We start from the raw sequence: 20,577 nt of genomic DNA, 5'->3' as shown, positions 1-20,577 counted from the left end.
CGCGAGGCGAACGTTCTGGCGGTGACTCGTTGGCGAGGCCGAGACGGCAGTATGGGGGCTCGACCGACTCTGGGACTTCTGCGGCAGGTGGTGAAACGATGATCGAAGCCTTGGTTCTCGTGGGCCTTGCAGCAGCATGGGAGACCGTCACTCACGCAGGCCCCTACGGCGTCACAGGTCCGCCGTTGGTGTACCGCTGGACGTGGTGGTTCTCGCCCCTCGCGCTCGTCATCGCCGGCGCACTTGCCGCGCGCACAGCTGACGAACCGCTGGCATCTACCGTCGCTGCCCTCGTGGCCGCTAGCGTAGTGTTCGTCGCCGTTCGATATCCGCTCAGGCGTATCCGCGGCGACTCCAGCGACGTGTCTCGGCGGAGCGTCAGCAGGGACCCCAACCGGCGTCGAAGGCTCACTGCGCTTCCAATCATCAGCGTGGTCCTAGTCGCAACATTGATCATCAGCAACTAGTTCGCGCGCGCGCTTCTTCCCTCCGGATGATGGTGAGCCCGCACGGTACAAGGCAAGGAGGGGAGCATGAGGTACACCAGGTTGATTAGCGCGCGCCCGAGGGCTGCGAAGACGCTCATCTTTCCCGCCTTCGGTGCCATCGTCCTCGGTATCTTCGTCGGCGCAGTGCCGTGGATTCTCCAGAACCCTGACGCCGCTCGCGCGTACGCCGACCCAACCGCCAAGGCCGTCTTCGTAGTAGTGGGCGCGCTGTGCGCTCTTGCGTTCTTGACCTTCGCGGTAGTCCAGATCGCGGTCGGTCTCGGCCTCATCGCGAGCCTGTACGGGCGCCCCACGGCGCGCGGCAGGGTCGTGCTAGCCAGTCCGTGGGGGATGCTCGGCCACCCGGAGCAGCGAGTCACCTTAGAGCCTGGTGAGATCACTGTTCGGCTCGTCGACGAGCCGCCCGCCTTCCAGGTCTACAGCTACGGCGTCCAGCGGCTGTGCCTCACCCAAGACGCGACGACCCTTCAGATCATGAGCTTCGTCAAGTACAACGCAACCAGCCGTGCCCGCCTGGTCAACTGGCTCACGACCCAAGGGATCACACCTCGATTCGAAGGCGACCAGGCTGTCCTGCCCCTTCAGTAGGAACGAGACCCCGACGACCAGGCAGGGCCGGCGCCGTGGCCCAGGTGCCGCCGGTCAGGAGACCGCGAGCACCAGACCTCCGGCCACCCCCGCCGCGACGAGGGTCGAGCCCGCGCCGAGCACCGCGGCCCGCCCCCCGGTCCGCACCAGCCGCGCAACGTCGACCCCCGTCCCCAGGCCGACCATCGCCGCGGTCAGCAGCGCCGTCGTCACGAGCTGCGCGACGTCCAGCACCCCGGCGGGCACCCAGCCCGTCGAGCGCACCGCGACCATGACGAGGAACCCCGCCACGAACAACGGCACGAGCGGCGGTCGGGACCGCGCTGGCCTCCCGGTCGCTGCGCCCTCGCCCACCTCACCGTTCCCCCTCGAGCCAACCCCAGTCCGCCGTCGGGCCACCCCCACCCCCGCGACGAGTGGAGCGAGCAGCACGACGCGCCCCAGCTTGGTCAGGGTCGCGGCGCTCAGGGCCACGCTCGAGACCAGCCCGCCCGCGGCCACCACCTGGGCGACCTCGTGCACGCTCGCCCCGATCCACAGCCCGGCGGCGCGGTCGTCCATGCCGAGCACCGGGACCAGCAGCGGCAGGGCCACGAGGGTCACGGTGCCGAACAGGGTGACCAGGGCGATCGCCGTCGCGGTGTCCTCCTCGCGCTCGCCGTCGGGGTCGACCACGGCGGACATCGCCGCGACGGCCGCGGCCCCGCAGATCGAGAAGCCGGTCGCGATCAGCAGGGTCATCGGTCCCGGGACGCGCAGCAGCCGGCCCAGCAGGAGGGTCGCGGCGAAGGTCACCGCGACGGTCACGACCACCACGAGCACCCCGCCCACGCCCAGGGCCAGCACCGCGGGGATCGAGAGCTGCAGGCCCAGCAGCACGATGCCGGTGCGCAGCAGCTTCTTGGACCACCACACCACCCCCGGCACGCCGACGGCGGGCAGCAGCCGGGCGTTGCGCAGCACCACCCCGAGCACGATCGCGACCAGCAGGGCCGAGACCGCAGGGAAGGGCGCGGCGACCAGGAGGCTCGCCGCGGCCGCGAGGACCAGGAGCCCGAGGCCGGGCAGGAGGGGGCGCACGACGGTCAGTCTCGCGCACCCACGGCCCTCGCCGAGGTGGCAGGATTCCGGGTGAGATCCAGCGCACGAGGTCAAGGCTGGCCCGTGCGCGCCGATACAGAACGCAGCCCTGCCCGTCGCACACCGGAGGTACAGATGACGTCCACCCACGAGAACGGTCCCGGGCTGCGGCTCGTCCCGGGCACAACCTCGGAGGAGGACGGCACCTTCCCCACCCTCACCACGGCCTTCCACGACCTCGACGAGTACGTGGCCCTGCCGCGGATGTCCGGCCTGGTGCTCTCCCCTGACGGCTCGCGCCTGGTCACCCAGGTGTCGACCGTCAACCACGACGCGACCAAGGTCCACACCGCCCTGTGGGAGGTCTACCCGACCCGCGCCCGGCCGGCCCGCCGTCTGACGCGGAGCGCCCAGGGCGAGTCCGGGGCCGCGTTCACCCCCGACGGCGACCTGCTCTTCACCTCCTCGCGCCCCAACGCCGACGCCCCCGAGGACGCCGAGAAGCCCCTCGACAAGCCGGCCCTGTGGGTGCTGCCCGCGGGCGGTGGCGAGGCGCGCATCGTCGCGACCCGCCCCGGTGGCGTGCAGGGCGTGCGCACCGCGCGCTCCTCGGCCGCGGTGGTCTTCGCGACCGACATGCTGCCCAGCGCGACCGACGGCCCCTCGGACGAGAAGCTCCGCAAGGGCCGCAAGGAGCGCAAGGTCTCGGCGATCCTGCACGACGGCTACCCCGTGCGGTACTGGGACCACGACCTCGGCCCCGACGCCCCGCACCTGCTCGGCTGGCACTTCCGCACCGGGGACGACGTCGCCCGGTCCGTCGAGGTGGCGAGCCAGAGCATCGAGCACCTCAAGGTCACCGACCTGACCCCCGCCCCGGGCCACGCCCTGCGCAACGCCGACTACGACCTGTCCCCCGCGGGCTCCTTCGTCGTCTCGACCTGGCAGGTGCCTGAGGCCAAGGGCGCGCACCGCAGCATCCTGGTGCGCATCGACCTCGACACCCAGCAGCGCACGGTCCTGGTCGACGACCCGTCGGCCGACCTGGGGGACCCGGTCATCTCCCCCGACGGCGCCGCGGTGGTCTTCGTCCGCGAGTCCGTCTCGAGCCCGACCGAGGCTCCGCGCCGCACCCTGCACCTGCTGCCCCTGGACGTCGAGGGCGCCGAGCCGAGCCCTGTCGTCGCGCACTGGGACCGCTGGACCAGCTGCACCCAGTGGCTCCCCGACGGCTCGGGCCTGCTGGTGACCGCCGACCAGGACGGCCGCGGCCCGGTCTTCGCGATCGACCTCGAGGCCGACACCGTCGAGCAGCTCACCCAGGACGACTACACCTACACCGACCTGCAGGTGGCCCCCGACGCCTCGGTGGTCTACGCCATGCGCGCCTCCTACCTGGCCCCCGCGCACCCCGTGCGGATCCACCTGGTCAGCGAGGAGCACCGCCCGCGCGGCACCGTGACCGTGCTGCGCGCACCGGCCCCGCCGCCCACCCTGCCGGGCACCCTGACCGAGGTCCGCACCCTCGTGGGGCCCGACGGCGCCCCGGTGGCGGACGGCGGCGAGGGCACCGAGGTGCGTGGCTGGCTCGCCCTGCCCGACGCCGCCGACGCCGAGCACCCCGCCCCGCTGCTGCTGTGGATCCACGGCGGGCCGCTCGGCTCGTGGAACTCGTGGTCCTGGCGCTGGAACCCGTGGCTGCTGGTCGCCCAGGGCTACGCCGTGCTGCTGCCCGACCCGGCGTTGTCCACCGGGTACGGCCAGGAGTTCATCCAGCGCGGCTGGGGTCGCTGGGGCGCCGAGCCCTACACCGACCTCATGGCCATCACCGACGCCACGGTGGCCCGTCCCGAGATCGACGAGACCCGCACCGCGGCGATGGGCGGCTCCTTCGGCGGGTACATGGCCAACTGGGTCGCGGGGCAGACGGACCGCTTCGAGGCGATCGTCACCCACGCGAGCCTGTGGGCCCTGGACCAGTTCGGCCCCACCACCGACGCCTCGTTCTACTGGGGCCGCGAGATGACCCCCGAGATGGCGGCGAAGTACTCCCCGCACGCCAACGTCGAGAACATCGCCACCCCGATGCTCGTGGTCCACGGCGACAAGGACTACCGCGTCCCGATCGGCGAGGGCCTGCGTCTCTGGTACGAGCTGCTCTCCTCCTCCAAGCTCGCCGCCGACGACGAGGGCCGCACGGCCCACCGGTTCCTGTACTACCCGGACGAGAACCACTGGATCCTCAGCCCCCAGCACGCCAAGGTCTGGTACCAGGTGGTCAGCGGGTTCCTCGCCGAGCACGTGCTGGGCCAGGGCGCCCCGGAGCTTCCCGACTCCCTGGGCTGACCCGCCACGCTCACCCGGCGCGGGCGACCACCCCGGTCGCCCGCGCCGTGAGCGGTCCGGCGACGGGGGCGCTCAGAGCACCCGCGCCACAGCCTCCAGCGCCGCCATCGGGTCGGGCCCGATGGGCACCATGACGACCACGGTGGCCCCGGCCTCGTGGCGGGCGTCGATCTGCCCGCGCACCTCGGCCGGGGTTCCGGCGAGGGCGAGCCGCTGCACCCAGGCGTCGGGCATCGCCGCGACGAACTCCTCGCGGGTCACCGACCGTGCGCGCAGGGCACGGAACTCCTCGGCGAAGGGCAGCGGGTCCAGGTGCGGGGACCAGTCGGTCTCACCAATCCACTCGAGCCCGCCCCGCACTACGTCCCGCGCCGCGGCGCCGTCCTCGTCCACGGCCGCGACGTCGTAGGTCACCACCCGGTGCGGGCCGGGCGCATCGATCTGCGCGATCGCCTGGCGGATGTACTCGGGGGCGCAGGGCTCGGCGAGGACCGTCCCGTCGGCCGCCCGGCCAGCCAGGGCCAGGGAGCGGGGGCCGCGCACGCCGGCGAGCACCCGGGGGGCGACCGCAGGGACGGCGCTCGGTTCGAGGCGCACCCCCTCGGCCTCGACGTACCCGTGGCCGCCCTCGACGGCGTCCCCTCCCAGCAGGGCCCGGACGCTGCGCAGGTGGTCCTCGAGGAGGCGCAGCGGGCTCGCCGGCCAGGCCCCGACCGACCGCATCCAGCCCGGCATGCCGTGACCGATGCCGACGTCGACCCGGCCGGGGAAGAGCTGGGCGAGGGTCGCGACCTCCATCGCGGTGAAGGCGGCGTTGCGCACGGCGGCGGGGAGCACGCCGACGCCGACCCGGATGCGCTCGGTCACGGCGAGCACCGCGGCGGCCTGCGCGACACCCCCGCGGAAGCCGAGGTCCTCGACGACCCAGAGCTCGTCGAACCCGAGGCTCTCGGCGCGGCGGGCGTAGTCGAGCACGACGGCGGCCGGCAGGTCACGGGGCAGCATCACCCCGACGGCACGGGTGTCGGACATGGGTTCTCCCTCGTTCGTGATTCCTCAGTCGTCCTGGAGCGCGAGGCGCAGCGCGTCCGTGGCGATGCCGACCATCGTCGTCACCGGCAGCCCGCCCGCGGGGTCGCGCGAGGCGGACTGGAGGGTGACGACCACCGGGTCGCCCTCCGCGTCCTCGGCGTACCAGGCCCCGGCCATGACGCCCGTGACGCTGCCACCCTTGAAGGCCAGGTAGGCGGGAGCGCCCGCGTCGGCCGGCACCACGCCGGGGTTCAGGGCGAGGATGTCCCGCACGGGCGCGCCCGCCTCGGTGCCGGCGAGCTCGGCGAGAGCGGCATGGGCCAGGCAGAGGTCCTCCGCGGTCGCGAACCAGTCGACGTCGCGGTGCCACACCGTCGCCCGGGTGACCTCGACGACGTCGATGTCGATCTCGCCGTCGGGCAGCTCCTCGAGGAGGGCACGGCGCTCCTCGGTCCCCGCGTCGCGCCACTGGTTGCGCAGCTCGGCACCTCCGCCCCAGCCGAGCTGGAAGAGCTCGCGGGTGCTCGGGAACGGGGTGTTGGCCGCCGGGTCGCTGTGCCCCATGGACGTGAGGGCAGCCTCGACCTGCTCGCGCCCGACGGCGTCGATGAGCAGGTCGGTCGCGGTGTTGTCGCTGATCGAGATCATCGCCTCGGCGGCGGCCTCGACCGTGACCGTGGTGCCCGCGGGCTCCTCCTGGAGCTCCCCGGAGGGCAGGGAGCGCAGGTCGTCGGTCAGCGTGAGGTCCGTGTCCCAAGCCAGGTCACCGGCCTCGACGGCCTCGACCACGGCGCCGAGCACGTACAGCTTGGCGACCGAGCCGACCGGCAGCTGCTCCCCCGCGGCCGAGCCGACAGGACCCGCCGGGCCGCCGTCGAGGGCGACGCAGCCCTGGTCCGCGGGCCGGGCGACCAGCATCGACACCGAGCCCGGCAGGTCCTCGACCTCCTCGACGAGCTCCTCCCAGGAGGCCGCGGGCTCACGGTCCGGGGCCGGGGTGGCGAAGAACAGGCCCTGGATGAGCTCGTCCTCGTCGAGGGAGAGCTGCAGGTCGAAGGACTGCACCCCCTCGATCCGGGCCACGAGCTCGCTCTCGGTGCCCTCGACCGCGGTGACCGTCCACGGCCCGAAGGTCCGCAGCTGGTCGATCACCTCGGCGAGGGCCTCGACGGGCAGCTCCTCGAGGAACTCCGGGGCGAAGCGCTCCTCGGCCTCGGGCAGCGGCGCCCCCGGCTCGTCGTCGAGCAGGCTCATGACCCAGGCGGCGGCCCGCCCGGCGGCGTGGTCCGGGAGGGCGACCTCCTCGGGCCCGGGCTCGGGCTCCGCCGTGCTCGTGGGAGCAGGATCCGTGGGCTCAGGGTCGGGCTCGGTCGAGGTGCACCCGACGAGGAGCGCCAGCCCGACGGCGACCGCCACCCCTCGGAGCGTGGTCGTCGTGCGGTGCGTCATCCCTGGCCCCCTGCTGTGTCTGTGCTGCTGCCGAACCGTCGGGCCGCACCCCTCGACGCGGTCGAGCGGCTGTGCGGTCGAACGGCCGTGCGGTCGAACGGCTATGCGGTCGAACGGCTACGCGGTCGAGGAGGCGAGATCCTCGGCCTCGGCGGCCGCGATGCCCGCCCACGGGTCCTCAGGATCGCCGTCCCCCGGGGTGAAGGCCAGCGGGATCTCCCCGCCGAGCCCGACCATCTCGAGCATCTCCAGGACCAGGTCCGGCGGGTTCAGCAGGGTGCAGGGCTGGGTCTCGTCCTCGACGCCCAGGCGGTGCAGCTGGATGACGAAGGCCAGGCCCGAGGAGTCGATGAAGGTCACGCCGGACATCTCGACCAGGACAGGGCCGCCGTGGGCGAGCACGGCAGCCATGGTGAGACCGGCGTCGTCGCGCAGGGAGGCGTCGACCTCGCCGCGCAACGTGACCACCGAGCCCTGCTCGTCGTGCCGCACCGCGACGCTCCCGGGCAGGGGCTGGTCGGACTGCTGATCGTGGGGGTCCACGGAACCTCTCATCGTCGTGACGGTGGGGCGCAAGATCAGACCCACCTCTGGGTACTACGTGCGGGAGGGCTCGGATGTTCCCGGTCCGGGGCGATCCGCGGGCTCGTCCGGCGGCCCGCCCTCGGAATCGGTCACGTCGGCCACGGTCGCCCCCAGGGCCAGGACCAGCTTGCTGCCGTCGACCGTCGCGGCCACCCCGTGGCCCCCCGCACCGATCGACACCGGGTGCCCGGGGACCCGGGCGTCGGCGACCACCGGCCACGGGTGGGTCGAGCCGAAGGGGGTGATGGTGCCGCGCTCGTAGCCGGTGACGTCCCGGGCGGTCGCGGCGTCGGGCATGGACAGGCGTGAGACGCCCAGGGTCTCGCGCAGCTTGGGCCAGGAGATGGTCCGGTCCCCCGGCACGAGCACGAAGAGGTAGTCCTCCTCGCCGCGACGCACCACGAGGGACTTCACCAGGTGGGCGGGGCTCACCCGACGGGCCTTGGCCGCCTCGGCGAGGCTGCTCACCGGACCGTGCCGCAGGATGCGGTGCCGCAGCCCGCTGGCCTCGAGGGCCGCGAGCGCCCGCGCCTCGGGTTCCGGTACGCCGTCGTCCACGGGTCAACTTCACCCCACCCAGGTCCAGGCCCGCAACCCCGGTGGGGGTGAAGTGACGACGGACACTCGGCGCCCGGCGCTCGGCACTCAACGGATGCGCACCACGGCCACGGGGCACGGCGCGTGCAGCACCACGGTGTGCGCGACCGACCCCAGCAGCATCCGCGCGACGCCGTGCCGACCGTGGGTCCCGACGACGAGGAGCCTGGCCCCCTGAGCCGCCTCGATCAGCGCCGTGGCCGGCTGCCCCTGGACCAGGTGCTGCTCGACGACGAGGTCCGGGTACTGCTCGGCGAGCCCCGCGACGGACTCGGCGAGCACCACCTGCTCGTTCTCGATCATCTGCTCGTCGAACCCCCCGGCGAGGTACTCGACCGACACGTAGACCGCGGGCTGCTCCCAGGTGTGGACCACGTGCAGCTCGGCGCCGGCCCGGTCCGCCTCGGCCGCGGCGAAGGCCACGGCAGCGACGGAGTCGGGCGACCCGTCCACCCCGACCACCACCCGGGTGGCAGATGGGTCGGGCAGGTGCGGGACGACGATCACCGGGCAGAAGGACCCGGCCGCCACCTGGTAGCTCAACGAGCCGATGATCACCCTCTCGAGGGGCGTCAACGGGTGCGAGCCGACGACGACGAGGTCCGCGTCGTGCGAGCGGTCGCACAGGGCGTGGGCCGGACGCCTCGGGTCGAGCACGATCCGCGGGACGATCGGCACCGCCTCGCGCACCCGTTGGGCCTCCTGGGCCAGGAGGTTCCGGGCGCCCTGCTGCACGGCGTCGTCGTACAGCTCGACCGCGATGGTCGGGAACCCGGTGGCGTGGACGAGCACGAGCTCCTCGCCACGGTCGTGTGCGGCGTGGGCCGCCCACAGCACGGCGTCATGGCTCGAGGTGCCCCCCTCGACGCCCACGATGATGGTCCGGGACATGGCCGTCCTCCTCCCGCGCGGGGCGGGCGCACGACCATGTGGGGGTGCGGGGACCCGCACCGACTCGCTGCCCTCCCAGGCTCCTCCTGAGGGGTGGGCCGGGGCCAGGGCCGATGGTCCCCGGCACGACGGCGACCCCGCGCCTCAGGCACCACGGAACGCGTCGGCGTGCTCCTGCGCCCACTGGGCGAAGGTGCGGGCGGCCCGGCCGGTGACCCGTTCGACCGTCGGGTGCACCACGGCGGCCTGCTCGGGTGGCTGGGTGGCGAGCTGGATGCCGAACTCGACGTACTCCTCGGGGTACCCGTAGGCGCGCAGCCGTTCTCGTTCCTGCTCCTCCGTGAGCTGCTCGAAGCCGATGTGCCGCCCTGCGGCTGTGCCGAGGAGACGGGCCCTCTCGGCAGGGGTCAGGGCCTGCGGCCCGGTGATCGGGTAGGTCATGCCGGCGTGCCCGTCCTCGGTGAGGGCCACCCTCGCGACAGCCGCGATGTCGGCCTCGTGCACGACGGCGCTCGCCCACCCGGCCATGAGTCGCACCGCACCGTGCTCCCGGACGGAGCCGACCCACTCCAGGGCACCGGACATGAACTCGACCGGTTCGAGCGACGTCCACCCGAGGTCGCTCGCGCGCAGGGCCGGCTCGACCGTGCTCTCCTCCCACCCCCCGAGCACCGTGACGCGTCGCACCCCGGCCCGGGACGCGAGCCGGACCAGCTCCGCCCCGGTGGTCAACGGAGCCCCGTCGCTTCCACCGAAGGTGATCAGGTGCACCGCGGTGACGCCGTCGAAGGCCAGCGGCAGGGTCGCGGGGTCGGTCAGGTCCCCGGCGACGACCTCGACGCCGGCCGGCAGCTCTGCCGTGGCGGGGTCCCGGGTCAGGGCGCGGACCTCGTGGCCGGCCTCCGTGAGCTGCTGGACGAGGTGGCGGCCGACGGTGCCCGTCGCCCCGGTGATCAGGATGGTCATGTCTGGCTCCTCGGTGTCGTGATGTCCTCCACGATCCAGCGGATTCCGGTCAGTTGATGACCTCAATCCTCGGTAGCGTGACGGGATGTCCACGAGCGCACGGATGCTGCAGCTCCTCGCCCTCCTGCAGAACCACCGGTACTGGCCCGGGCACGAGCTGGCCACCCGGCTCGAGGTCAGCCCTCGGACCCTGCGCCGCGACGTCGACCGGCTGCGGGACCTCGGGTACCCGGTCGACGCCGACCGGGGCGTCGGCGGCGGGTACCAGCTCGCGACGGGGGCGGCCCTGCCTCCGCTGGTCCTCGACGACGAGGAGGCCGTCGCGATCGCCGTCGGCCTGCAGACCGCAGCGCACGGATCGATCGCCGGGATCGAGGAGGCCGCGGTCCAGGCCCTGGCCAAGGTGGTGCAGGTCATGCCTGCGCGGCTGCGGCACCGGGTGGAGGCCCTGCGAGCGGTGACGGTCCGCGGGACATGGGGACCCGGCGCCCCCGGCCCACCCGGGGAGACGATGGTCGACCCCGACCTCCTGGTGACGGTGGCTCAGGCCTGCCGTGACGACGAACGCCTCGACGTGAGCTACGCCGCCAGGTCCGGCGAGAGGACGGTGCGTCAGGTGGAACCGCACCGCCTGGTCTCGCTCGGGCGCCGCTGGTACCTCGTCGCCTACGACCTCACCCGGCACGACTGGCGCAGCTTCCGCCTGGACCGCATCAGCGAACCCCACCGTTCCGGGGTCCGCTTCCGGCCCCGCGAGCTCCCCGCCGAGGACGCCGCAGCCTTCGTCCGCGCAGGGATCGAGACCCTCCCGCAGCGCTACTCGGTCGACGTCCTCGTGCACGCGCCCGGCGCCACCGTGCGGTCGGAGGCCGACCGCTGGGGCACTGTCGAGGACCTCGACGACGACCGCTGCCGGCTGCGGATGAGCACCGACAGCCTCGACTGGCCGGCGATGATGCTCGGAGCCGTCGGTGCCGACTTCGAGGTGGTCGCCCCGCCCGAGCTCGTCGACCTCGTCGCCGACTGGGGACGCCGGTTCACCCGTGCCGCGGAGCTCACGCGGGAGGCTCCGCCGGCGGTGTGAGGGGAGCGGCCTCGAGGGGGTCAGCCCCGCAGGGCCAGGTACGTGCGTGCGCCAACGACGACGTAGGACGCGACGATCGCGAGCAGGATCACCGAGGACGTGAGCCCCCCGCGCTCGAGCAGCGCCACGACCGACAGCACCCCGAGACCCACCGCGACGGCTGGGGCCTGCGGATCCAGGTGGTCGGTCATACGCGCTCCTCTCGCCCGCTCGAACACTAGCGGCGGCCTTCTGCCGAGCAAGGGGCCTCGAAGACGCGGACCAGGGGCGACGCCGGCCCTACCCCAGCCGGCCCGCGGCGTGCCGGGCGGCCGCGTAGCCGAAGGTGATGCCCTGGCCGACGGTCGCCCCGGGCCCGGGGTAGACCCTGCCGAACGCGTTGCCTGCCGCGTTGCCGATCGCGTACAGCCCGTCGATCGGCGAACCGTCCGGGCGTAGCGCTCGGGCGTACCGGTCGGCGCGCACCCCGCCGCAGGTCCCCAGATCACCAGGGACCACCTGCACCGCGTAGAACGGGCCGCGGTCGATCGGCCCCAGGCAGGGGTTGGGTGTCACCGACGGGTCGCCGTAGTAGCGGTCGTAGGCCGAGTCGCCGCGACCGAAGTCGTCGTCACGCCCCGCGTTCGCCAGGAGGTTGAACCGCTCGACGGTCAAGGGCAGGTCAGGCATGCCGAGGGCGGCCGCGAGCCCGTCCATCGAGTCGGCCTTCATGGCGATGCCGGCGTCGTACCACTCCTGGGGCAGGGGTTGCCGGGGGAACAGCCCGCCGCCGTACAGGTACCGGTTGCGGTAGCGCTGGTCGAAGACCTGCCACGCAGGGACGTGCGGATCCTCGGGCCTGTGCTTGGCCGTGATGATCTGCCCGGCACTCATGTAGTTGATCGCTCGTTCATGAACCGGTGGCCGTGGCCGTTCACGATGATCTGGCCGGGCAGGGAACGCTCCGCCAGCAGGACACCGGGCATGGGGCCGGGCACGGGGATCGCGGGGAACCACCATGCCGCGTCCATGAACGCCAGGTCCGCACCGTGACCCTGCGCGATCTGGATGACCTCTCCGGTGTCGCCGGGAGTCCCCAAGCTCCACGAGCCGTCGACGACGTCCGACTGGTACTCCTTGCGCATCGCGGGGTTCCGGTCGAAACCGCCCGAGGCGAGGATCACCCCGCGCCTCGCCCGCACCATCAGGTCGGTGCCGTCCTGGTCCAGCACGACTCCGACCACGCGCCCGTCCTCGAGGCTCAGGTCCTTGAGGGCGGTGCCGGTCCAGATGGGGATGCGACGGGCCAGCAGACCGGCCAGCATCCCCGCGGCGAGGGCCTGGCCACCTGCGACGTACTCCCGCTTGAGGGCCAGCCCGCCGAGACCGAGACCCACCAGAGGCGCGGCCGTGAGGACACCGCGCGGCGAGCGCGCGACTAGGTTGAGCCACTTGTAGCCGCGGGAGGTGATCGGCATCGGGAAGGGCGCGGCGAGCGCCGGGGCGATGATCTTGTCGCGGTGCACACCGAGGGTCTTGGCGTCGAAGGGCTTGGGCTCGCAGGCACGGCCCGTGGCCGACCCGCCCTCGAGCTCGGGGAAGTAGTCGGCGTACTCGGCCATGAACTGAAAGGACAACGGCGTGAGGCGCCGGATCATGTCGACCGCCGCCGGGCCCTCGTCGATGTGCGTCTGCCACCGCTCGTCCTCGACCTCACCGCGGGTCACGGCACGCAGGTAGGCCTGCAACCGCTCGGGGTCCTCGCGCTGTCCGCTCTCCCGCAGGATCGAGTTGCCGGGGATCCAGAACCCACCGCCCGACAAGGCCGTCGAGCCGCCCACCGTCGGCCCCTTCTCCACCAGGAGCACCGACATCCCGGCGTCGACCGCCGCGAGCGCGGCCGCCATCCCCGTCCCCGAACCGACCACGACGACGTCGAACTCATCCATCGGACTCTCTCCTCACCGTTGCGGAGCGATGGGACGCGGCAGACTCGTCCCGACCCCGAGCCTGGCACCGCCGGGGCTGGACGGCGAGGGTCGGTGGTCCTGGGTGTCAGTTGTCCTGGGTGCCAGTGGTGCTCGGCGGGGTCCTCACGTGAGAGTGAGCACTGCGGTCGCCGTGGACCCGTCACGGAACGTCGCCTCGAGCTGGACTCCCTCGGTCGCCCCGTCGCGGAGCTCGTCGCCAGGGAACCAGAGCGCGAAGTGCCCGCCGTTCACGGTCGCGTGCACCTCGCCGTGCGTCGTGCTGCGGTACGCCACCGCGACGACCTCGGCCCCGGCGGTCCCGGCCACCAGGGAGATGTCACCGGCGCTCATGGTCCCCGCACCGAGGTCGGTGGCGACCAGCTCGCGGGGGCCGGGAGGGGCGTCGTCGGCGGGGGTCCCGATGGACCCGATCATCCCGGCGGTGAACAGGCCCGCCGACTCGTCCGTGACGCACAGGGCCGAGAACCCGTCCGGGTCTGCGAGCAGCACGGTGGTCCAGGAGGTGGAGGCGCAGGGCCCGGCGGGCCCGGCTCAGGCGCAGGCGGAACGCGACCGGTGAGATGCCGAGCACGGCAGCGGCGCGCGGCGCGTCGAGCCCGTCGAACACCGCGAGGGCGAGGGCCTCCTGGTGGGTGTCGGGCAGGCGGCGCCACGCCCTGGTCAGATCCACCTGGCTGGCGACCCCGTCGACCTCGTCCGGGGCGGAGAGCGTCGTGACGTCCGCCAGGCGGACCCCCCGGTGCGCGACGACGCTGCTCGCCACGGTGGTCGTTGAGCAGCAGGTTGCGCGTGACACCGAAGACCCACGCGCGGGCGTCGTCCTCGGACCGGGGCAGGTCGTCGAGACGACGCCACACGACGAGGAAGGCCTCGGCGACGACGTCCTCGGCGTGGTCGGGATGGATCCGCCGCTGCACGAAGCGCACGAGGTCCGCGTACACCGCCTCGTACAGCGATCTGAAGGTGCGCTCCCGCTCCGGGGCGCCTGGTCCGTCGCTCATACCTCTACCTGTCCGCCACGGGGTCGAGTGTGTCGGACGCGCTGCGCCAACCGTCGCGTCCGAGGACCGGGGCGCTCAAGTTCACACAGGTGTCACCCGGGGGGCCTACGGTCGGGGGATGGCCGAGATCCGCATCACCACCCCGCGGGGGGTCGCCTTGTCGGGCACCCTCGACGCCGCGGAGGTCAGCGCGGGCACCTCGGCCGACCCCGCCGAGGGTCGCACTGCGACCGCTCCAGCCCGCGCCGTCCTCTTCGCGCACGGGTTCCTCGCCGACCGCTCCTCACGCGGCCGCACCGACGGGCTGGCCAAGGCCTACCGCGCGGCTGGCTACGCGACCCTGGCCTTCGACTTCGGCGGGCACGGCGACTCCGAGGACGACGTCGTCGAGGTGTCGCACGAGGTCGAGGACCTCGAGGCCGCGAGCACCCACCTCGCCGCGGCCGGGTACACCCACCAGGTGGTGCACGCGCACAGCATGGGGGCGCTGGTCGCCCTCCGCGCGGGCTCCCCGCACGTGCGGGCCATGGTCCTGACCGGTGCGGTGTCCGGCCCGATCGAGCACCCCTGGGAGGAGGTGCTGTCCCCCGCCAAGATGGCCGAGCTCACGAGCACGGGCCGCACCACGGTGCTCGACGACGGGCCCTCGGGGCGTGAGGAGCTCGAGATCTCCGAGCAGACCCTCGCGGACTTCACCGAGGTGGACCAGGCCGAGCTGCTCGGCACGGTGGCCTGCCCGGTGCTGCTGCTGCACGGCGGGGCCCTGGTCGACGGCGAGGAGCACCCGCTGCTGACCCAGGCCCGCATCGGCCTGCCCCTGCTGCCCGAGGGCTCCCGGCTCGAGGTGCTCTCGGGCGGGGAGCACGCGTTGCTCGACCGCACCGAGGAGGTCGCGGCCCGGGCCCTGGCGTGGCTCGAGGAGGTGACCCCGTGACCGATGCACCCGCCCTTGCCGTCACCGGGGCGACCGGGAAGGTCGGGGGCTTGGTGGCCCGCGCCGTCGCCGCGGCCGGAGTGCCCCAGCGCCTCCTGGTCCGCGACCCACGCCGCGCCCCCGACCTGCCCGGGGCCGAGGTCCGTCAGGTCGCCTACGGGCAGGACGCGATGCACGCCCTCGAGGGGGTCGAGGTCCTCTTCATGGTCTCGGGCGCGGAGTCCGCCGACCGGGTCGCCGAGCACCGGGCCTTCATCGACGACGCGGCCGAGGCGGGGGTCGACCACGTGGTCTACACGTCCTTCCTCGGCGCGAGCCCCACGTCGACCTTCCTGCTGGGCCGCGACCACGCCGCCACCGAGGAGCACCTGCGCCGCGCGGGCCTGCGCCACACCCTGCTGCGGGACAATCTCTACCTCGACGTGCTCCCCGAGTTCGTCGGGCCCGACGGAGCCCTGCGCGGCCCGGCCGGGGACGGTCGCCTCGGGGCGGTCGCCCGGGCCGACGTCGCCCGCGTCGCGACCACCGTGCTGCTCGACCCTCGACGGCACGCGGGGCGCACCTACGACCTCACCGGCCCCGAGGCCCTGAGCCTCGACGAGGTCGCCGCGACGATCACCGAGGTCACGGGCCGCGAGGTCCGCTACGTCCCGGAGACCCTCGCGGAGGCCTACGCCTCGCGCAGCAGCTACGGCGCCCCCGACTGGCAGGTCGACGCCTGGGTCTCGACCTACACCGCGATCGCCGCCGGCGAGATGGCCGCCGTCACCGACCACGTCGAGCGCGTCACCGGCCAGCCGCCCCTCAGCCTCCGCGCGCTCCTGCGGCCCTGAGCCGGGCCAGGCCCTCGTCGATCGTGACCTCGGGGGTCCAGCGGAGGTCGGCACGGGTGCGGCGCTGGTCGAACCAGTGGGCGGTCGACAGCTGCTCGGCGAGGAACCGGGTCATCGGTGGCTCGTCCTGCCCCGGGCGCACCCGCCACACGGCCTCGACCGCTCCCCCGGCCGCGCGGGCCAGGCCCGCCGGGACGCTCCAGCGCGGGACCGGGGCGCCCGAGGCCGCGCAGATCCCCGCGAGCATCTCGGCCACGGGGCGGGGCTCACCGTTGGTCACCACGTAGGCGTTGCCGTGCACGGCGTCGTCGGCCGCGCGCTCGAGGGCCGCGGCGATCGCGGAGGCGGCGTTGTCCACGTAGGTGGTGTCGATCAGCGCCCGACCACCGTCGAGGAGGGGCAGCCGGCTGGCCCGGGCCCGCGCGACGATGCGGGCGACCAGCTGGGTGTCCCCCGGGCCCCACACCAGGTGGGGGCGGACGGCGACCACCCGCATCGCGTCGCCGTCGGCCGCGAGGGCGAGGAGCTCGGCCTGGGCCTTGGTGCGGGCGTAGTCCCCGCGGGCATGGACGGGGTCGGCGGGCAGGGCGCCGTCGCCGACGATCGAGCTGCCGCTGTGCGCGACCGACGGGGAGGAGACCTGCACGAAGCGCGCGACGCCCTCGCGCGCCGCGGCGGCCACCAGGCGTTCGGTGCCGCCGACGTTGACCCGCTCGAAGTCCGCCGGGTCCCCCGCGAGGGAGACCTTCGCGGCCAGGTGGACCACGGCCTCGACCCCGTCCACGGCCCGCTCGACGTCGGCCGCCACGGTCATCGAGCCGCGCAGGTCCTCGACCCCGGGCACCGTGCTGGGGCTGCGCTGGAAGGTGCGGACCTCGTGGCCCGCGGCCAGCACGCGCGCGGCGACGGCGCGGCCGAGGAGGCCGCTCGCGCCGGTGACCAGGACCTTCACGGTCGCCTCACCCGCCCCCCGGAGAGCACGCCCTCGGCCCAGCGGGCGAGCCGGGTCCGGTCGATCTTGGAGTTGTGCCGCACGTCCGTGGGCAGGTCGGGGACCACGAGGACCGCGGCGAGCGGCCGCCCGACGGCGCCCCGCACCTCCTCGGCGAGCTCGGGGTCGGCGAGGGCCACGCGGCGGGCCGGCGTCGTGGTCTCGACGACGGCGACGAGCAGCTGGGTGCCCTGCGGGCCGATGCCCACCACCCCGGCGCGGACCACGCCGTCCACCTGCTCGACCGCCTGCTCCAGGCCCACCGGGGTGACCACGCCGTCGGCCGTGGTGATCACGTGCGCGAGCCTGCCCTCGACCCACAGCCGACCCTGCTCGTCGAGGTGCCCGACGTCCCCGGTGCGGTGCCAGCGGTCGTCGGGCACGCCACGGGTGGCGGCGCGGTCGGTCAGGTGCAGACGGAAGTAGCCGCGCTTGAGGTGCGGGGCCGTCACGAGGATCTCGCCCGTGCGGCCGGGGTCGGTGGTCGGCTCCCCGGTGGCCGCGCCGTCGGCGTCGAGGGGGCTGATGCGCACCTCGGTGGTCGGGGTGGGGCGTCCGACGCAGACCCCGCCCCGGTCGCCGTCGGGCCGGGTGCTGGTCGCGTCGCGGATGACGTCGAGGGTGACGTCGGTCATAAGCAGACCCTCGGTCATGCCGTAGGGGGTGTGCGGCTCGGCGTTCGGCATGAGGCGGCCCGCGGCAGCCAGCAGGGGCTCGGGGACGGGGGCGCCCGCGGAGAGGAAGATGCGGACCTGGGCGAGGGCCTCGTGGTCAGCGGGGGTCAGCGAGTCGGCGGTCGCGACGACGTTGGCCAGGGCCGCCGGGGAGAGGAAGAGCACCGTCGCGTCGACCGCTGCCGCGGCGGCGGCCACGGCGGGGGCGGTGAGGGTCCGGGGGGAGGTCACGTCCATGTCCGGGGTGACCGACCGTGCGCCGAGGGCCGGGGCCAGCAGGGCGAAGGGGGCGAAGCCGGCGACCAGGCCGGTGCCGACGCCCAGGTCGTACTGGTCGCGCAGGGCCCCGGCGACGGCGGCGAGCTGGCGGTGGGAGTAGACGACTCCCTTGGCCGGTCCGGTGGACCCCGAGGTGAACAGCACCGCGGCGGTCGCGTCCGGGGCGGGCTCGGCCGGGGTGTCGACGCCCTGCCCGAGGTCGACCAGGTCGACCAGCGCGTACCGGACGCCCAGGGCGCGGGCGGTCGCGCGGGGCAGGGGGGTGGTCGAGATGCGCCGCCCAGGCCAGCCCAGGGCCCGTGCCGCCGACAGCCCGGGCAGGGCGCCGATCACGTGCTGGGGCCTCGAGCCGCGGACCGCGCGGGTCAGGCCACGCAGGCCGAGCCCGGCGTCGGCCACCACGACGACGGCACCGATGCGCAGGCACGCGTACAGGACGGCGGTGAGGTCGGCCCCGGGCGGGACGAGCAGGGAAACCCGATCCCCGGGGCGGACGCCCGCAGCGGTCAGCCCCGCGGCGAGCTCGCGGACCCGGCGCGCCAGCAAGGACCACGTGACCACACGCGGGGAGTCACCCCCGGGCGGGGCCATCTCGACCAGGGCGGTCTCGGTGCTGTGGCGCTGCTCGTCGAGCTGGTGCCACAGCGGGTGGTACGTGGGCTGGGCCGGGCGTGGTGAGGCGGAGGCCGCCTCGGCCCCGGCGTCGTCCGACCCCGCGGTCGGCAGGTCTCCCAGCCAGGTCAGGGCGGCGGCGGCGTAGTCGACGTCCTCCGCAACGAGGTGGCTGGCGCCCTCGAAGCGGTGCACGTCGGCGTGGGGCAGCCGGCCGACGAGGTCCTCGAGGTACTGGTCGCCGAACACCGGGTCGCTCGGCCCCCAGAGCATGAGCGCGGGCACCTGCAGCCCGCTCACGGCGGTCGCGATGCGGTCGAGCTCGGCGGCGCTGGGGTGGGCGGCGTCCACGGGGATGTCCGCGACGAAGCCGCCGATGCCCCCACGCCGCGCGGCCTCCCGGTACGGGGCGCGATAGCCCTCCTTGACCGCGGCGGTCAGGCGCGGGCGGCCCAGGGCGAGGGTGGTCTCGAGGAAGGCGGGGGTCGCGACGGTGGCCCGTCCTAGGACGGCGGGCCGCAGGGCCAGGCGCAACGGGGCGGGGATGCGCAGGTGCTCGGGCTGGTGGACGGCGGTGTTGAGCAGCACCACCCCGGCGAGCTGGTCGGGGTGGTCCACGGCCCAGCCGAGGCTGATGACCCCGCCCCAGTCGTGGCCCACCGTGACCACCGGGCCGGTCACGCCCAGGGCCGTCGTCAGGTCGTCGAGGTCGGCGACGCGCCGGGGCAGGCCACGCAGCTCACCGGTGCGTTCGGAGTAGCCCATCTCGAGCTGGTCGACGGCGATCACGCGCCACGCCACGCCGTCGGCCGCGGCCTGGGCGGTCGCCGCGGTGACCAGGCGGCGCCACAGGTAGGACCAGGTGGGGTTGCCGTGCACGCACAGCAGGGTGCCGACGGGCTCGACGCCGAGGCGGGCGAGGTGGTCGGCGTTGTCCAGCAGGTGCCAGGTGCGGCCCGGGTCCCCCGCGGTGACGAGGCGGGAGAAGGTCGGGTCGAGGCCGTCGAGCCCGTCGGGGGGCAGGGAGGCCGGGGCTGTCGAGCCGACTGCGCTCGGCAGGGGGGTGGTCACCAGGCGATCTCCATCATGGCCGTGTTGATGCCTGAGCCCACGCCCATGAGGAGCACCCGGTTGCCGGGCTCGAGGGTGGTGGCCTCCTGCGCGAGGGTCATCGGGATCGACGCCGGGCCCACGTTGCCGTACATCGGGTAGGTGAGCGGCACGCGGGTGCGGTCGAGCTTCGCGGCCTTGATGATCGCGTCGGTGTGCACGTCGGAGACCTGGTGGAGGATGTAGCGGTCCATCGCGGACCAGCTCCAGTCCTCCTTGGCCTCCTTCCAGGCTGACATGACGAGCTCGAGCCCACCCTTGAGCAGGGCCTTGGCGTCGGTGAACATCCCGTTGACGCTGCCCACGCACAGCTCGTTGAACTGGGTGGCGGCCCGCGTGACCCCACCGAGGATGCGGTGGCCCGAGGGGTGGGCGTCGGCCGGGCCGATCACCGCGGCCACGGCCCCCGAGCCGAGGGTCAGGGTCGGGAACTCGCGCATGAAGTCCTTGCGGGTCACGCCCGGGCCGTTGAGCCGGTCGATGGTGGCGTGCTGGATCTCGTCGGCGTCCTCGCCGTCGATGACCACGGCGTAGCGGATCTGCCCGGCGTCGATGAGCTGGGAAGCCAGGGTCATGCCGTTGACGAACCCGAGGCAGGCGTTGGCCAGGTCGAAGTTCACGGCCGAGGGCGGCATGCCGAGCCCGTGGTGCAGCCGGACGGCTACCGAGGGCTCGAGGTGCTTGCGGGTCACCGAGGTGTTGATGACCATGCCCACGTCGCTGCGGTCGATCCCCGCCTCGGCGAGGGCCTTCTCCCCGGCGGAGACCGCGGCGGCGTCGAAGGTCTGCCCCTCGGCCCAGTTCCGGCGCTCGTGGACCCCGGCGATCCGCTGCAGCAGACCCTCGGGCATCCGCAGACGCTCGAGCACCGGGGCCAGCCGACGGTCGATGTCCGCGGAGGTCGTCACCCGGTCGGCCGTCGTGGTCGCCAAGGACAGCAGAGCCGCATTGCGGTGCACCGACGTCGCGTTGCCCTTCACACCACACCCCTCTCGTGAAGCGCTCCGGGCCGCGCCTCGCCCGCTCCGATCGTGCCACCCCGGCGA

At 73.9% G+C, this 20,577-nt stretch carries 19 protein-coding genes and 1 pseudogene; 5 read left to right on the top strand and 15 right to left on the bottom strand.

Features of this window, described 5'->3' with window-relative positions; translation table 11 throughout:
- Positions 1-533: 533 nt before the first annotated feature.
- The gene (locus J4G33_RS06065) at positions 534-1,097 is read left to right on the top strand and encodes a hypothetical protein (protein ID WP_208055024.1); all 564 of its coding nucleotides are present in this window, start codon (positions 534-536) and stop codon (positions 1,095-1,097) included.
- Between the two features lie 54 nt (positions 1,098-1,151).
- On the opposite strand, the gene J4G33_RS06060 is transcribed toward J4G33_RS06065, so the two are convergent.
- On the bottom strand, positions 1,152-2,177 hold the full coding sequence (locus J4G33_RS06060; RefSeq protein WP_307793771.1) for a YeiH family protein: 1,026 nt from the start codon (positions 2,175-2,177) through the stop codon (positions 1,152-1,154).
- Between the two features lie 135 nt (positions 2,178-2,312).
- Here J4G33_RS06060 and J4G33_RS06055 point away from each other — a divergent pair, with 135 nt between their 5' ends.
- Positions 2,313-4,523: a S9 family peptidase gene (locus J4G33_RS06055; protein WP_208055023.1), complete on the top strand. Its 2,211-nt coding sequence runs from the start codon at positions 2,313-2,315 to the stop codon at positions 4,521-4,523.
- A 72-nt stretch (positions 4,524-4,595) separates the two neighbouring features.
- On the opposite strand, the gene J4G33_RS06050 is transcribed toward J4G33_RS06055, so the two are convergent.
- The 6 genes from J4G33_RS06050 to J4G33_RS06025 all read right to left on the bottom strand — a co-directional run bounded on the left by J4G33_RS06050 (position 4,596) and on the right by J4G33_RS06025 (position 10,043).
- Positions 4,596-5,555: an LLM class flavin-dependent oxidoreductase gene (locus tag J4G33_RS06050; RefSeq protein WP_208055022.1), complete on the bottom strand. Its 960-nt coding sequence runs from the start codon at positions 5,553-5,555 to the stop codon at positions 4,596-4,598.
- A 24-nt stretch (positions 5,556-5,579) separates the two neighbouring features.
- Positions 5,580-7,004: a serine hydrolase gene (locus J4G33_RS06045; protein WP_208055021.1), complete on the bottom strand. Its 1,425-nt coding sequence runs from the start codon at positions 7,002-7,004 to the stop codon at positions 5,580-5,582.
- 117 nt (positions 7,005-7,121) lie between these two features.
- Positions 7,122-7,547, bottom strand: a complete 426-nt coding sequence (locus tag J4G33_RS06040; protein ID WP_307793770.1) for an STAS domain-containing protein — start codon at positions 7,545-7,547, stop codon at positions 7,122-7,124.
- Between the two features lie 54 nt (positions 7,548-7,601).
- Positions 7,602-8,147 (bottom strand): aminoacyl-tRNA deacylase, encoded by a 546-nt coding sequence (locus J4G33_RS06035; protein ID WP_208055019.1) that lies wholly within the window; start codon positions 8,145-8,147, stop codon positions 7,602-7,604.
- 87 nt (positions 8,148-8,234) lie between these two features.
- Positions 8,235-9,077, bottom strand: coding sequence for a universal stress protein (locus J4G33_RS06030; protein WP_208055018.1), 843 nt, complete (start codon positions 9,075-9,077; stop codon positions 8,235-8,237).
- Between the two features lie 144 nt (positions 9,078-9,221).
- Positions 9,222-10,043 carry an NAD(P)H-binding protein gene (locus J4G33_RS06025; protein ID WP_208055017.1) on the bottom strand — a complete coding sequence of 274 codons (822 nt, stop codon included), beginning with the start codon at positions 10,041-10,043 and terminating at the stop codon, positions 9,222-9,224.
- Between the two features lie 85 nt (positions 10,044-10,128).
- On the opposite strand from J4G33_RS06025, the gene J4G33_RS06020 reads away from it, so the two are divergent.
- Positions 10,129-11,127 carry a helix-turn-helix transcriptional regulator gene (locus J4G33_RS06020; RefSeq protein WP_208055016.1) on the top strand — a complete coding sequence of 333 codons (999 nt, stop codon included), beginning with the start codon at positions 10,129-10,131 and terminating at the stop codon, positions 11,125-11,127.
- A gap of 20 nt (positions 11,128-11,147) precedes the next feature.
- On the opposite strand, the gene J4G33_RS06015 is transcribed toward J4G33_RS06020, so the two are convergent.
- The 5 genes and pseudogenes from J4G33_RS06015 to J4G33_RS17035 all read right to left on the bottom strand — a co-directional run.
- A complete protein-coding gene (locus tag J4G33_RS06015; protein WP_208055015.1) occupies positions 11,148-11,318 on the bottom strand; it encodes a hypothetical protein in 171 nt (56 codons plus the stop codon).
- An 88-nt stretch (positions 11,319-11,406) separates the two neighbouring features.
- Complete coding sequence (locus J4G33_RS17420; RefSeq protein WP_208055014.1) at positions 11,407-12,000, bottom strand: FAD-binding protein; 594 nt, start codon at positions 11,998-12,000, stop codon at positions 11,407-11,409.
- Complete coding sequence (locus J4G33_RS17415) at positions 11,997-13,055, bottom strand: FAD-dependent oxidoreductase (protein WP_208055013.1); 1,059 nt, start codon at positions 13,053-13,055, stop codon at positions 11,997-11,999. Before J4G33_RS17415 ends, J4G33_RS17420 begins: the two co-directional genes overlap by 4 nt.
- A 144-nt stretch (positions 13,056-13,199) precedes the next feature.
- Positions 13,200-13,586 carry a hypothetical protein gene (locus J4G33_RS17045; protein ID WP_243758763.1) on the bottom strand — a complete coding sequence of 129 codons (387 nt, stop codon included), beginning with the start codon at positions 13,584-13,586 and terminating at the stop codon, positions 13,200-13,202.
- Positions 13,587-13,903: 317 nt separating this feature from the next.
- Positions 13,904-14,098, bottom strand: a pseudogene (locus J4G33_RS17035) (RNA polymerase subunit sigma-70); the annotation flags it as partial.
- Between the two features lie 118 nt (positions 14,099-14,216).
- Here J4G33_RS17035 and J4G33_RS05990 point away from each other — a divergent pair.
- Positions 14,217-15,032: an alpha/beta hydrolase gene (locus tag J4G33_RS05990; protein WP_208055011.1), complete on the top strand. Its 816-nt coding sequence runs from the start codon at positions 14,217-14,219 to the stop codon at positions 15,030-15,032.
- The gene (locus tag J4G33_RS05985; RefSeq protein ID WP_208055010.1) at positions 15,029-15,865 is read left to right on the top strand and encodes an SDR family oxidoreductase; all 837 of its coding nucleotides are present in this window, start codon (positions 15,029-15,031) and stop codon (positions 15,863-15,865) included. The genes J4G33_RS05990 and J4G33_RS05985 overlap by 4 nt, the downstream gene beginning before the upstream one ends.
- Here J4G33_RS05985 and J4G33_RS05980 read toward each other — a convergent pair.
- Genes J4G33_RS05980 through J4G33_RS05970 form a run of 3 tightly spaced genes read right to left on the bottom strand, consistent with a single transcriptional unit; the run spans position 15,837 to position 20,511 of the window.
- On the bottom strand, positions 15,837-16,817 hold the full coding sequence (locus tag J4G33_RS05980) for an NAD-dependent epimerase/dehydratase family protein (RefSeq protein WP_208055009.1): 981 nt from the start codon (positions 16,815-16,817) through the stop codon (positions 15,837-15,839). The genes J4G33_RS05985 and J4G33_RS05980 overlap by 29 nt on opposite strands.
- The gene (locus J4G33_RS05975; protein ID WP_208055008.1) at positions 16,814-19,492 is read right to left on the bottom strand and encodes an alpha/beta fold hydrolase; all 2,679 of its coding nucleotides are present in this window, start codon (positions 19,490-19,492) and stop codon (positions 16,814-16,816) included. Before J4G33_RS05975 ends, J4G33_RS05980 begins: the two co-directional genes overlap by 4 nt.
- Positions 19,489-20,511 carry a 3-oxoacyl-ACP synthase III gene (locus tag J4G33_RS05970; protein ID WP_208055007.1) on the bottom strand — a complete coding sequence of 341 codons (1,023 nt, stop codon included), beginning with the start codon at positions 20,509-20,511 and terminating at the stop codon, positions 19,489-19,491. Before J4G33_RS05970 ends, J4G33_RS05975 begins: the two co-directional genes overlap by 4 nt.
- Positions 20,512-20,577 lie beyond the last annotated feature (66 nt).

The organism is Actinotalea soli, from assembly GCF_017565425.1.
GTDB classification, from domain to species: Bacteria; Actinomycetota; Actinomycetes; order Actinomycetales; family Cellulomonadaceae; genus Actinotalea; species Actinotalea soli.
Note: the sequence above shows the minus strand (reverse complement) of the source record. Positions and strands in the feature narration are given on the sequence as shown.